This is a genomic window from Klebsiella sp. CN_Kp113 (assembly GCF_040064585.1).
GTDB lineage: Bacteria > Pseudomonadota > Gammaproteobacteria > Enterobacterales > Enterobacteriaceae > Klebsiella > Klebsiella michiganensis.
Map to the genome: position 1 here is coordinate 56,873 of NZ_JBEAID010000073.1, position 12,651 is coordinate 69,523.

The window sequence follows — 12,651 nt, forward strand, 5'->3', positions numbered from 1 at the left end:
ACGCCATGTCCGACAATAAATTAAATGTAATCGATCTGCATAAACGTTACGGCGAGCATGAAGTACTGAAGGGCGTCTCACTGCGGGCGAAAGCCGGAGACGTGATCAGTATTATTGGCTCATCCGGTTCCGGGAAAAGTACCTTTTTGCGCTGTATTAACTTTCTTGAGAAGCCCAGCGAAGGGACGATCGTTGTTAACGGGCAAAACATTGGCCTGGTTCGCGATAAAGACGGCCAGTTAAAGGTTTCTGATAAAAATCAGCTACGTTTGCTACGTACTCGCCTGACGATGGTATTCCAGCATTTTAACCTGTGGAGCCATATGACGGTGCTGGAAAACGTGATGGAGGCGCCGATTCAGGTGCTGGGCCTGAGTAAACAGGAAGCGCGCGATCGGGCGGTAAAATACCTGGCGAAAGTCGGTATTGATGAACGCCAGCAGATTAAATATCCGGTTCATCTCTCCGGCGGCCAGCAGCAGCGAGTTTCCATTGCCCGCGCGCTGGCGATGGAGCCCGACGTACTGCTGTTTGATGAACCGACGTCGGCGCTTGACCCTGAACTGGTGGGCGAAGTGCTGCGGATCATGCAGCAGCTGGCGGAAGAGGGGAAAACCATGGTCGTGGTCACCCATGAAATGGGCTTTGCACGCCACGTCTCCTCGCACGTGATCTTCCTGCATCAGGGCAAAATTGAAGAAGAAGGGCATCCTGACGAGGTCTTCGGCAATCCGAAAAGCCAGCGTCTGCAGCAGTTCCTGAAGGGCTCTTTGAAGTAAACACTGTCCAGCCCCCGGCGGAACACTCTCCGTCGGGGCGGCTAACGCTCCAGCCGATACACCCAGTCGTCATAGTCAATGCCGTTCAGATGATACGCTTTTTCGAGCACCTGAATGCGGATAAAGCCGTGTTTTTCCAGCAGACGGGAAGAGCCCGCGTTACTGCCCAGCACCCAGGCATTTATTGCGTGAACGCCGAGCTGCTGAAATCCGTAGTCGCAAATCGCTTTTAGCGCTTCACTGGCGTAACCCTTCCCCTGAGCATCAGGCAGGAGAGCGTATCCGACATCCGCTTCGTGCGGATTTTTACCGCTGATGCGCAGGCCAATATCGCCAACCGCCGCGCCGCTGGCGTCGCGCAGTACGAATACGCCCGGGTCAGCGCAGCGTGATGCAAACAGCGTCCGCAGCGCCGGCTCCTCAAGAATCTCGCCCATATAGCGCATCACTTCCGGGTCTCGCCGTAAGCGCAGGAAAAAAGGCCAGTCGGATGAGTGAAACGGAGAGAGGCGCAGGCGCGGAGTGGTGAGTATTCTCATAAAGCGGTCCATAGCGGTGGATTATTCCGCCACCTTAACATCATAAAGCGCCGGAAGGGCAATGCGTCTAAGCAACCGTCGGACAAGCCCGGGGCTGATTTCCGAAGCCGCGCAGATAGCGCAGCACGGTGGTGCTCTCCGGCGTCGCCCTCAGTTGTAGCGCCAGGTTGAGGTTATCCAGAACTGTCGCGTGGGCGACCAGCGGTGAGTCTTCGGCAAGCCGTCCTTCCATCACCAGCCAGCCCACGACGGTTTTCCAGCGCCACAGCGGGGAATTGCCTTTAACCCGCTGTACCGGCCCGGGAAACTGACCTGAGCCTCGTGCGCCATCTTTTAATAAGGCGACGGCCTGTCGCGTCAGGCCGGTAAGTTCGGCAATATCGCTTAAACCGACCAGCGCGGAATCGACGGATTCAACCCGCGCGTTCAGAGCCGATGCGGATTCGATATCGGCAATCGCTGACAGAATAGCCTGCTCAAGAGAGTCTCTTTCGCGATCGAACTCCAGATAGACCGCCGTTCCGTAAAAACAGACCAGGGCGTCAGCGCAGCCTGCGGCATGCAGCGCATCTTCCAGACCCACGGTACGAGCAGTTACGCCGGATAGGGTGAGCGTAAAATTATACAGCGCCATGGTTTAATCCTTCTTGTGGTTAATCTGACCCGAGGCAGGCGGCTGGCAGCGGTCGACCATTCTGATAATTTGCCTGGCGTGGTTAATGGGTACCGCAGGCGTTGACCAGATGCTCATCATATGTTCCCGGTGCCGGGCTGTCCCACACATCAACCTGCCAAAACAGTGAGCGCTTTTGCCGCCAGTGATAAAAATCCAGTCTCGTGCCAGCGCGTAGTCAATAGCTGCTCTGATATGTTTATCCGGATGTTCCTTCATCAATTCGTCCTGGTAATGCTGAATAAGTTGTTGACGAATGTCAACGGTGTGATAGTGTTAAATTACACACAGGGGTTATGGCAGAGTGAAAGGCATATCACTGGAATGAGATTCACAGTTAAGGGGACACAGGACGGGTGATTTTTGCGCGCTGCGAGGCGGGTTCCAAAAATTAATCAGGGAGAGCGATACTCTCCCTGATGGAGCTGGACTACCGCAGCACGTTGGCCAGCGCTTCTTCCAGATCGTACCAACGAAAGCCAAATCCGGCGGCTTCCAGGCGTTTAGGCAGCGCGCGCTGGCCGCCGAGTACCAGAACGGAAGATTCTCCCATCAGCAGGCGAATAGCCGCCGCCGGGACGCGGAAAATGGCAGGGCGATTTAGCGCATGCCCCAGCGCGTGGGCGAACTGCTCGTTGCGCACAGGGTAAGGGGAAACCATATTAAACGGCCCCCGCAGGTCGTTATCCAGCAGCCAGAGAATACCGTTGACCATGTCGTCGATGTGGATCCACGCCAGATATTGCCTTCCGCTACCGATAGGGCCGCCGAGGCCAAGCTTAAAGGCCGGCGTCATTTTGGCCAGAATACCGCCTCGCGGCGCCAGCACCACGCCGGTACGCAGCAGGCAGACGCGGGTGCGATCGCTCTGCGCTTCGCAGGCGATTTGCTCCCAGCGGGCGCAAAGCTTGTGGGTAAACTCGTTGTGCGGCGGCTCCTCTTCGGTTACCACGACTTCACCGAGGTCGCCATAATAACCGGCGGCGGAGCCGCTAATCAGCACCGAGGGCGGCGTATCGCTGGCGTTGAACAGCGTGACCAGCTTTTGGGTGGTATCCCAGCGGCTGTGGCAGAGACGCTGTTTCTGCTCCGCCGTCCAGCGCTTATCGGCGATCGGCTCGCCGGCCAGATTAATGACGGCATCAATGCCGTTGAGGTTCGCCTGCTGCTCGAAATCGCGCCACAGGGTGACGCGCGAATCGAGGCGGCTTTTGGCCTTTTCAGGGCTGCGCGTAGAAACCGTTACGTGATGTCCAAGCTCCAGTAGCCGGGGGATCAGATGGCGGCCAATCAGGCCGGTACCGCCAGTAAGCAGAACGTTCATAGCGCCTCCCTAAGATGCATCTAGCGCCGCCAGCTCATCGTCATGGATACCGAATCGGCGTAGCGCAGCGCATGCAGTTTATCGATCTCTACTTCAGCATATGTGACCCAGTGATGTTCGCGTGCGATGTCGAGCACATCCTGAGTTAATTTTTCCAGCAGAGAGAAGCGGTTATTCTCAATATGGCTAATAATGCGCTTGGTGATGGTGCGGTAGTTCAGCGCATCGTTAATATCTTCGCTGTTGCGCGATTTTTCCGCCGGGTAGTGGATCGCGACGTTAACCACCACGTCCTGGCGGTTGGCGATCTCTTCCTCTTTAATTCCGATAAAAGTACGCAGGCGCAGGTTCTTAATTCGAATAATGGCGTCTGGTTGAGACATGGCAGGCTTCCTCCGTGTAGTAATTTCCGCAATCATACATCAAAGCTTCCCGGGCGAGCAGGGGGTTAATGGGCTTCTGTTTTCAGAAGCGCTTCAACGGTGGCCGGGCGCTGGCGAATGCGTTCAAACCAGTTATGCACCGCCGGGAAATTGGCAAGGTCGATACGCTGGCGCTGGTGGGCATTCACCCATGGCCAGCAGGCGATATCGGCGATGCTGTAGTGATTACCGCCAAGCCAGGGACTCTCGCCAAGGCGCCGATTGAGCACGCCATACAGGCGCTGCGTTTCCACCTGATAGCGCTCAATGGCGTAGGGCACCGCCTGCGGGGCAAAGTGGTTGAAGTGATGATTTTGTCCGAGCATCGGCCCCAACCCGCCGACCTGCCAGAATAACCACTGTAGGGTGACGTGGCGCTCGCGGAGCTCGCCGCTCAGTAATTTTCCCGTTTTTTCAGCCAGATAGAGCAGGATGGCGCCGGATTCAAACAGGCTTAATGGGCCACCACCGTCGGCGGGAGCGTGGTCAACGATCGCCGGGATCTTGTTGTTGGGTGAGATCGCGAGAAACTGCGGATGAAACTGTTCCCCCTTGCCGATATCCACCCGGATGAGGCGATACGCCAGCTGCGCTTCTTCGAGGAATAACGTGATTTTGTGGCCATTAGGAGTGGGTGCGTAGTAAAAATCGATCATGAAAATTCCTCGCCGTCACAGGTCGCAAACTTTTCGAGTATAGGTGAACTGGCATCATCCGACAGGTTTGCCTTATCCTGGATGACTTTCGCCGATCGCATTCACCCCCTGAGAAGTATGTAAGATCCTCAGCGTGGCGGTCAGTGACATCCTCTGAAAGACAGGATATGTTGGCGTATCGCCCCATTACATTAGCCATTGAGGATGCTATGAGCCAGCCCGCGATTACCCTGTGGTCCGACGCCGATTTTTTCTCGCCATATGTGATGTCCGTATACGTTGCCCTGCAGGAAAAGAGCCTGCCTTTTACCCTGAAAACCATCAACCTCGACAGCGGCGAGCATTTGCAAAGCGGCTGGAAAGGCTACAGCGCGACGCGTCGCGTACCGCTGCTGGAGATCGGGGAATTCTTCCTGAGCGAATCCTCCGCGATTACCGAATATCTGGATGAGCGCTTTGCGCCCCCGGAATGGGAGCGGCTTTACCCGCATGACCTGCAAAAGCGCGCGCGGGCGCGTCAGGTGCAGGCCTGGCTGCGTAGCGATTTAATGCCGATTCGCGAAGAGCGCTCCACGGACGTGGTCTTTGCCGCAGCAAAGAAACCTCCGCTCAGCGAAGCCGGGAAAAAAAGCGCCGACAAGCTGTTTGCAACGGCTGGCGTTCTGCTGTCCCATGGCGGGCAGAATCTATTTGGCGAATGGTCCATTGCCGATACCGACCTGGCGCTGATGCTCAATCGCCTGGTCCTGAACGGCGATGAGGTTCCCGCCGCGCTGGTGGATTACGCCACCTTCCAGTGGCAGCGGGCGTCGGTTCAGCGCTACGTCGCACTCTCAGCCAAACGCGCGGGCTGATAAGCGCCAGCGGTTCCGTTATCATAGCGGCATCGTAATGCGTGGAGATGAAATGTATGAAGCTGATGTTTGCCTCGGATATCCACGGCTCTCTGCCTGCCGCTGAACGCGTGCTTGCGCTGTTCGCGCGCAGTGGGGCGCAGTGGCTGGTTATCCTCGGCGATGTGCTCAATCACGGGCCGCGTAACGCCCTTCCCGAAGGCTATGCGCCGGCCCTGGTCGCGGAGGCGCTAAATAGCGTGGCGGAGCGGGTGATTGCCGTACGCGGCAACTGCGACAGCGAAGTCGATCAAATGCTGCTGCGGTTCCCCATTACCGCCCCCTGGCAGCAGGTTTTGAGCGCGCGAACCCGTCTGTTTCTGACCCACGGGCATCTGTATAGCCCCGAAAATTTGCCTCCTCTCGCCGCTGGCGATGTGCTGGCTTATGGCCATACTCATATTCCGGTTGCCGAGAAACGCGGCGAGATTTTTCTCTACAATCCCGGCTCGGTCAGCATCCCTAAAGGGGGATTTACCGCCAGCTACGGTCTTCTGAACGAGGGGCAATTGCAGGTTTTAGCACTCGATGATAATCAGGTTATTGCAGAGGTCGCAATTTACCCGTAATTTACCCCTCAACCGTATAGACGCGCCGCAAGAGCGCTTTAAAAAGTAAGGTTTCCTGATGGCGGAACAGAATCATTTGGCAAGCACAGAATGGGTCGATATTGTTAATGAAAACAATGAGGTGATAGCACAGTCCAGCCGCGAACAAATGCGTGCGGAGTGCCTGCGTCATCGAGCGACCTACATTGTTGTTCATGATGGGATGGGCAAAATCCTGGTGCAGCGTCGTACCGAAACAAAAGATTTCCAGCCGGGTATGCTGGACGCCACCGCCGGCGGCGTGGTGCAGGCTGACGAGCAAATGCTGGAATCCGCGCGCCGTGAGGCGGAAGAAGAGCTCGGTATTGCCGGCGTGCCTTTTGCTGACCACGGGCAGTTCTACTACGAAGATAAACACTGCCGCGTCTGGGGCGGCCTGTTTAGCTGCGTATCGCACGGCCCGTTCGCGCTGCAGGAAGAAGAAGTGAGCGAAGTGTGCTGGCTGACGCCGGAAGAGATCACCGCCCGCTGCGATGAGTTCACTCCGGACTCATTAAAAGCGCTGGCGCTGTGGATGACCCGCAATGCGAATAATGAGTCAGCAAAAAGCGAAAAGCAGGAAGAGGCTGAGTAGTTTTCTAACAGCTGTCCCTCATGCATAAACTGGACGCGATGGGCTTTCTGTCGCTCCAGTTTCCCTCCGTAAGACGCTCCAGAAGGGCGCGCCCGGCTTCTATACCAATCTTATGGTGCGGTACCGCCATGGTCGTTAACGGCGGCTGGCAGACCCGGCTCACGTCGCTGTCGCCAAAACCGACGACGGCTAAATCATCCGGTACCTTTATGCGCCGACGCTGACATTCATACAGCGCTCCGCATGCCAGCTCATCGGAAACGCAAACCAGCGCATCCAGCTCCGGCCATGCCAGCAAAAACTCCGGCAGCTGTGAAGCGCCGGTGGAAAAGTTGGCGGGCAGCGCGGCGTTAATTACCCGGTTAGGCGACATATGATGGCGCAGCATGGCTTTATACCACCCCTGCAAATGCTGCTGAAAAATCCACTGTTCCTGATTGGCGCACAGCAGACCGATATTCTGATAGCCGCGGTGGATAAGCATCTCCGTCAGCTCGAACATCGCCGCCACGTTATCAATGCCAATATTCATGTCGATCGGATCGGCGCGCATTGCGCCCATCTCCACCACCGGAATCGAGGCGTTCTTCAGCCAGTGGCGTACGGTATCGCTGTGTTCAACGCTAAGCAGAATGGCGGCGGCGATGTTAGAGGCCAGCAGCGTTTCCAGCAGCTTTTCTTCCTGCTCCAGACGGTGCTGCGATTCTGCCAGCATGATTTGATACCCTGCCGGCTGTAATATCTGCTGAAGCCCGGCAAACATCGCCGAACAGCCCGCCTCGGCAAGATTTGGTACCACCATCGCGATGGTTCTTGAGGAGGCAGACGCCAGCGCGCTGGCGGCGAGATTAGGCATATACCCTAGCTCTTGCACCGCCGCTTCGATTTTTTCACGTAGCTTATCGGAAACCTGTTCCGGCGTGCGAAGGGCGCGGGACACGGTCATGGTTCCCACACCAGCCAGCTGAGCAACATCGGCGATCGTGACTTTACCGGTACTACGCCGTTTTCGGGTTAGAGACATACATGTTCCTGCTAAACAGACGTTTTTATTATCATCCATTACTTCACGTGTCAGGGAGTATACGCCTTAAACGGGCCTTTTTGCTGCGTTTTGATGGGATGATTACGAATTGATAGCGCTATCACAAATCTGAATGTTCAGCATTGGTAGCGCTATCTTTGTGATCGTTCTCGCAGATAACTATTGGCTGCTTGCATAAAGTTTGCCCATCTTTTGCTAAAAGAGGCGGGACAAAATGCTCACGACTTGGCTCTCTGATGCCACCATCGCGCTGCGGCAAAGCGTAGAGACCTGGCCACAGGCGCTGGATATCTGCGCCCGGCCGCTGCTGAAGGCCGACGTTATCGAACCTGCCTACGTGACGGCCATCGTGGAGCAGCACCAGCGGCTCGGGCCGTACTACGTGCTGGCCCCGGGACTGGCGATGCCGCATGCGCGGCCTGAGGAGGGCGCGAAGGGCCTGGGGCTGTCGCTGTTGAAACTGCAACAAGGGGTATCGTTTGGCTCTGAGGAGTTCGACCCGGTTGATATTATCATTATGCTTGCGGCGCCGGATAAACATAGCCATATCGAAATGATTTCTGCCCTGGCGGAATTATTTTCCAGCGATGAAGATATGAATAAATTACATCAGGCAACCAATATTGAGGAGATAAAAACGATCATCGCGCGCTACTGATTCAATTTTATTATCCGGCTTATAACCCATTACGCGCCTGCGTGATGTGGACGTACTCTACCCAAAAAAGGTGATAACAATGAAAATTATGGCAATTTGCGGCTCTGGCCTGGGCAGTAGTTTTATGGTTGAGATGAATATAAAAAAAGTGCTTAAAAAACTCGATATCGAGGCCGAGGTAGAGCACTCCGATCTGTCGTCGGCAACGCCGGGCGCGGCGGATTTATTCGTGATGGCAAAAGACATTGCCGCCAGCGCCAGCGTGCCGGAAAGCCAGCTGGTGGTGATTACCAACATCATCGATATTAACGAACTCGAAGCGCAGCTGCGCGCGTGGTTCGCCAGACAATAATTATTGATAGCGAGGTGGATATGTTTATCCTTGAAACGCTGAATTTTGTTGTTGATATTCTAAAAGTACCCTCGGTGCTGGTCGGTTTAATTGCGTTAATTGGTCTGGTAGCGCAAAAGAAATCTTTCTCCGATGTCGTCAAGGGAACCATTAAAACAATTCTGGGTTTTATTGTTCTTGGCGGCGGTGCGACGGTATTAGTCGGTTCGCTGAATCCGCTGGGGGGCATGTTTGAACATGCTTTTAATATTCAGGGCATTATTCCTAATAACGAGGCGATTGTTTCTATTGCACTGGAAAAATACGGTGCTTCAACCGCGCTGATTATGGCGTTCGGGATGGTAGCGAATATTGTGGTCGCCCGGTTTACGCGTCTGAAGTATATCTTCCTGACCGGTCACCACACTTTCTATATGGCCTGTATGATCGGCGTGATTCTTACCGTGGCGGGTTTCGAAGGCGTCGGGCTGGTCTTTACCGGCTCCCTGATCCTCGGGCTGGTGATGGCGTTCTTCCCGGCGCTGGCCCAGCGCTATATGAAGCGTATTACCGGTACGGATGATATCGCTTTCGGCCATTTCGGCACCCTGGGCTATGTGCTGTCGGGTTGGATCGGTAGCGTCTGCGGTAAAGGATCGCGTTCAACTGAAGAGATGAACCTGCCGAAAAACCTGAGCTTCCTGCGCGACAGCTCCATCTCCATTTCGCTGACCATGATGATTATTTATCTGATTATGGCGGTGAGCGCGGGGCGCGAGTACGTGGAAAGCACCTTTAGCGGAGGCCAGAACTACCTGGTTTACGCCATCATTATGGCGATTACCTTCGCCGCCGGGGTGTTCATCATCCTGCAAGGGGTACGTCTGATCCTCGCGGAAATCGTGCCGGCCTTTACCGGATTTTCAGAAAAGCTGGTGCCCAACGCCCGTCCGGCGCTGGACTGCCCGGTTGTTTACCCCTACGCGCCCAACGCGGTGCTGATTGGCTTCCTGTTTAGCTTCCTCGGCGGTCTGGTCGGGCTGTTCCTCTGCGGGCAGTTTAAATGGGTGCTGATCCTGCCCGGCGTGGTGCCGCATTTCTTTACCGGCGCGACCGCAGGCGTCTTTGGCAACGCCACCGGCGGGCGGCGCGGGGCGATGATTGGCGCGTTTGCCAACGGCCTGCTGATCACCTTCCTGCCGGTGCTGCTGCTGCCGGTACTGGGGGCGATTGGCTTTGCCAACACCACTTTCTCGGATGCGGATTTCGGCGCCGTGGGTATCGTGCTGGGTAACCTGGCCCGCTACCTGTCGCCGTTTGCGATTACCGGCCTTGTTGTGGCGTTGTTTGTGCTGCTGGTGGCGTACAACGTTTTTGTGAAAAAGAAACCTGTGGGCGGCGGCGCGCAGGAGAACAGCGGAGCGAAATCATGAATGTGCAAGAAGTGACTAACCTGGCGCGGGACATTCGCGTCGCTACCCTGAAATCGCTGACGGACCTCGGTTTCGGCCACTACGGCGGCAGTATGTCGGTCGTGGAGACGCTGGCGGTACTGTACGGCGCGGTGATGAAAATTGATCCCGCGGACCCGGACTGGCCAGAGCGCGACTACTTTGTGTTATCAAAAGGTCATGCCGGCCCCGCGCTGTACAGTACGTTAGCGATTAAGGGGTATTTCCCGATGGAGGAGCTGAGTACGCTAAACCAGAACGGTACGCGACTGCCAAGCCATCCGGACCGGCTGAAAACGCGTGGGGTGGACGCCACTACGGGCTCGCTGGGGCAGGGGATTTCCATCGCCGGCGGCATGGCGCTGTCGCATAAGCTGGCGGGGCGGGCGAATCGCGTGTTCTGTATCGTTGGCGACGGCGAGCTGAATGAAGGCCAGTGCTGGGAGGCCTTTCAGTTTATTGCCCATCACCGTCTGAATAATCTGACCGTGTTTGTTGACTGGAACAAGCTACAGCTTGACGGCAGGCTGGATGAAATCATTTGCGCTTTCAACCTGGAGGATAAATTCCGCGCCTTTGGTTTTGATGTTGTCACCGTCAAAGGCGATGACATCCCCGGGCTGCTGGCCGCGGTTCAACCCGTACCTCCCGTCGATGCGCGCCCGCGCGTGGTTATTCTCGATAGCGTGAAAGGCCAGGGCGTGCCGTATATCGAGAATCTCAGTAATAACCACCATTTACGCCTGACGGCGGAGATGAAAGAGACGCTAAACGAGACGATTCGCCAACTGGAGGCTGAACATGATTAAGGTTGCACCCGCAGGGCAAAAAGATGCCATAGAGATGCGTAAAGTCTATGCCGGATTCGTCGCGCAGCAAATTGAAGCCAGGAGCCCGATTATCGCGCTGGAAGCGGATCTGATGAGCTCCATGGCGATGGATGGCGTCGCGCGGGAGCATCCGCAGCACGTCATCAACTGCGGCATTATGGAAGCCAACGTGATCGGCACCGCCGCCGGGCTATCGTTGACCGGACGCAAGCCGTTTGTCCATACCTTTACCGCTTTCGCCAGCCGCCGCTGCTTCGACCAGCTGTTTATGTCGCTCGATTATCAGCGGAATAACGTCAAGGTGATCGCCTCTGATGCCGGGGTGACCGCCTGCCATAACGGCGGAACCCATATGTCGTTTGAAGATATGGGGATCGTGCGCGGTCTGGCGCATTCGGTGGTGCTGGAAGTGACCGATGCGGTGATGTTTGAGGATATTCTGCGGCAGCTTATCGATCTCGACGGTTTTTACTGGGTACGCACGATCCGCAAACAGGCGCCGAGCGTCTATGCGCCGGGTTCGACGTTTACCATCGGCAAAGGGAATGTGCTGCGCGAAGGCGACGACATTACCCTGATTGCCAACGGGATCATGGTGGCGGAAGCCCTTGAGGCGGCGCGTCAGCTTGAGCAGGAAGGGGTCAGCGCGGCGGTGATTGATATGTTTACCCTGAAGCCCATCGACCGCATGCTGGTGAAAAATTATGCCGAGAAAACCGGGCGTATCGTGACCTGTGAAAACCACAGTATTCATAACGGACTGGGATCGGCGGTGGCGGAAGTGCTGGTGGAGACCTGCCCGGTTCCGATGCGTCGCGTGGGGGTGAAGGAGCGCTATGGCCAGGTGGGAACGCAGGATTTCTTGCAGAAGGAGTATGGCCTGACGGCGCATGATATTGTCTCGGCGGCGCGAGAGCTGCTGTAAATAAAAAGGCGACCATCCGGTCTAATGCCAGTCAGTTAAGCAACTGACTGGCTTTTTTTCGGGGCTGTGGGGTATCTCCAGGGCCTTTCCTTTACCACTCTCGGGAAGGCCCTTTCCCTTCTTGGCGGTAATTTTACCAGTTGCCCCATGCTTTCAAGATCGCGCATCAGCTCCGGGATACGCCCTGGTGAAGCGCCCTGAAGAGTCATCAACATTCTCATGACCATGCCACATGATTCTGAGAAGCTCAGTTGATTCGGCCAGTATCCTTTCAGATGCCCGGCCATTTTAATCATCTGATATCTCACCAGATTATAAGCCAGTAAGACACCCCACAGTTCCTGCTCCACAAGTTCCGGCTTTTTACTTCTTAGCGTCAGCCTGCTCAGTTGCATCGTCTGTTTTATCTCCCGGTATCCCAGTTCAATTTCCCAGCGATGGCTGTACAGGTCTGCCATTTCCCCTCCGGGGTAACGCATGGCATCCGTCATTGACGTCAGCAGATGGCAGACTTTACCTTTGCGCGTCACACTCAACAGCCGGGCTGTCATCTCATCTCCCAGACCCGGCCATTTTTTTCGTGCCTGTGGACTGGTTTTCAGCTTCACCAGATGGTCACCCTTACCCAGCTTTCTGACCTCTTCGTACTGCGCACCCTTTCTGAGCGGGATCATCCAGTGACGGTGCTCTCCCGCCTGGCTCCATGCATTCAGCAGCCCCAGGGAGTAATAACCTTTATCCATTAACGTCAGGGTGTTATCGCCGGTCTGCTCTGTCAGTTGCTCCGCGAGCTCATTTTCGCTGTTTTTCATCGTGCCGAAGGCCGCTGCCGTCAGCAGATGGCTGGTCAGCTCCATCTGACAGACCATTTTTACCTGAGGATAAAGCGCCGGGTTTCCGCCATGCGTCTGGCGGGGGAAAGCTTTATCATTTTCTGGCGTGT

17 protein-coding genes are annotated in these 12,651 nt (G+C 55.8%); 9 read left to right on the forward strand and 8 right to left on the reverse strand.

The genetic code is table 11. The features are described from left to right. Positions 1–5 precede the first annotated feature (5 nt). Positions 6–779 carry a histidine ABC transporter ATP-binding protein HisP gene (gene hisP, locus ABLV30_RS28740; RefSeq protein WP_004852881.1) on the forward strand — a complete coding sequence of 258 codons (774 nt, stop codon included), beginning with the start codon at positions 6–8 and terminating at the stop codon, positions 777–779. A gap of 41 nt (positions 780–820) precedes the next feature. On the opposite strand, the gene ABLV30_RS28745 is transcribed toward hisP, so the two are convergent. The 6 genes from ABLV30_RS28745 to yfcG form a co-directional block, all read right to left on the reverse strand. Beyond that, positions 821–1,318 carry a GNAT family N-acetyltransferase gene (locus ABLV30_RS28745; protein ID WP_071957318.1) on the reverse strand — a complete coding sequence of 166 codons (498 nt, stop codon included), beginning with the start codon at positions 1,316–1,318 and terminating at the stop codon, positions 821–823. A 67-nt stretch (positions 1,319–1,385) separates the two neighbouring features. Continuing rightward, positions 1,386–1,952 (reverse strand): hypothetical protein, encoded by a 567-nt coding sequence (locus tag ABLV30_RS28750; protein WP_032750748.1) that lies wholly within the window; start codon positions 1,950–1,952, stop codon positions 1,386–1,388. Positions 1,953–1,955: 3 nt separating this feature from the next. Then, the gene (locus ABLV30_RS28755) at positions 1,956–2,210 is read right to left on the reverse strand and encodes a hypothetical protein (protein ID WP_032720494.1); all 255 of its coding nucleotides are present in this window, start codon (positions 2,208–2,210) and stop codon (positions 1,956–1,958) included. 211 nt (positions 2,211–2,421) lie between these two features. Next, positions 2,422–3,315 carry a TIGR01777 family oxidoreductase gene (locus ABLV30_RS28760; protein ID WP_148850896.1) on the reverse strand — a complete coding sequence of 298 codons (894 nt, stop codon included), beginning with the start codon at positions 3,313–3,315 and terminating at the stop codon, positions 2,422–2,424. A gap of 20 nt (positions 3,316–3,335) precedes the next feature. Then, a complete protein-coding gene (gene folX / locus ABLV30_RS28765) occupies positions 3,336–3,698 on the reverse strand; it encodes a dihydroneopterin triphosphate 2'-epimerase (protein WP_004104107.1) in 363 nt (120 codons plus the stop codon). 65 nt (positions 3,699–3,763) lie between these two features. Then, positions 3,764–4,393 carry a GSH-dependent disulfide bond oxidoreductase gene (yfcG, locus tag ABLV30_RS28770; RefSeq protein ID WP_025106668.1) on the reverse strand — a complete coding sequence of 210 codons (630 nt, stop codon included), beginning with the start codon at positions 4,391–4,393 and terminating at the stop codon, positions 3,764–3,766. A 209-nt stretch (positions 4,394–4,602) separates the two neighbouring features. Here yfcG and yfcF point away from each other — a divergent pair, with 209 nt between their 5' ends. From yfcF to yfcD, 3 genes are read left to right on the forward strand one after another with little or no spacing between them, the layout of a single operon-like run. Then, positions 4,603–5,247, forward strand: a complete 645-nt coding sequence (yfcF, locus tag ABLV30_RS28775) for a glutathione transferase (RefSeq protein WP_116280128.1) — start codon at positions 4,603–4,605, stop codon at positions 5,245–5,247. 56 nt (positions 5,248–5,303) lie between these two features. Continuing rightward, complete coding sequence (gene yfcE, locus ABLV30_RS28780) at positions 5,304–5,855, forward strand: phosphodiesterase (RefSeq protein ID WP_128334602.1); 552 nt, start codon at positions 5,304–5,306, stop codon at positions 5,853–5,855. Between the two features lie 58 nt (positions 5,856–5,913). Further along, positions 5,914–6,468, forward strand: a complete 555-nt coding sequence (yfcD, locus tag ABLV30_RS28785) for an NUDIX hydrolase YfcD (protein ID WP_004852867.1) — start codon at positions 5,914–5,916, stop codon at positions 6,466–6,468. Positions 6,469–6,472: 4 nt separating this feature from the next. Here yfcD and ABLV30_RS28790 read toward each other — a convergent pair whose 3' ends face one another. Then, positions 6,473–7,492 (reverse strand): LacI family DNA-binding transcriptional regulator, encoded by a 1,020-nt coding sequence (locus ABLV30_RS28790; RefSeq protein WP_014230261.1) that lies wholly within the window; start codon positions 7,490–7,492, stop codon positions 6,473–6,475. Positions 7,493–7,727: 235 nt separating this feature from the next. On the opposite strand from ABLV30_RS28790, the gene ABLV30_RS28795 reads away from it, so the two are divergent. The 5 genes from ABLV30_RS28795 to ABLV30_RS28815 all read left to right on the forward strand — a co-directional run bounded on the left by ABLV30_RS28795 (position 7,728) and on the right by ABLV30_RS28815 (position 11,708). Continuing rightward, on the forward strand, positions 7,728–8,171 hold the full coding sequence (locus ABLV30_RS28795) for a PTS sugar transporter subunit IIA (protein ID WP_025106670.1): 444 nt from the start codon (positions 7,728–7,730) through the stop codon (positions 8,169–8,171). 79 nt (positions 8,172–8,250) lie between these two features. Next, entirely contained in the window at positions 8,251–8,523 is a 273-nt protein-coding gene (locus ABLV30_RS28800; RefSeq protein ID WP_004870916.1) for a PTS sugar transporter subunit IIB, read from the forward strand. Positions 8,524–8,543: 20 nt separating this feature from the next. Next, positions 8,544–9,935: a PTS ascorbate transporter subunit IIC gene (locus ABLV30_RS28805; protein WP_004852862.1), complete on the forward strand. Its 1,392-nt coding sequence runs from the start codon at positions 8,544–8,546 to the stop codon at positions 9,933–9,935. Next, complete coding sequence (locus ABLV30_RS28810; RefSeq protein WP_163586175.1) at positions 9,932–10,762, forward strand: transketolase; 831 nt, start codon at positions 9,932–9,934, stop codon at positions 10,760–10,762. The genes ABLV30_RS28805 and ABLV30_RS28810 overlap by 4 nt, the downstream gene beginning before the upstream one ends. Continuing rightward, positions 10,755–11,708, forward strand: coding sequence for a transketolase family protein (locus ABLV30_RS28815; RefSeq protein WP_224384623.1), 954 nt, complete (start codon positions 10,755–10,757; stop codon positions 11,706–11,708). Before ABLV30_RS28810 ends, ABLV30_RS28815 begins: the two co-directional genes overlap by 8 nt. 35 nt (positions 11,709–11,743) lie before the next feature. On the opposite strand, the gene ABLV30_RS28820 is transcribed toward ABLV30_RS28815, so the two are convergent. Continuing rightward, positions 11,744–12,651, reverse strand: a 908-nt coding sequence (locus ABLV30_RS28820) for an IS4 family transposase (RefSeq protein ID WP_348865713.1), incomplete at its 5' end; no start/stop codon positions are given.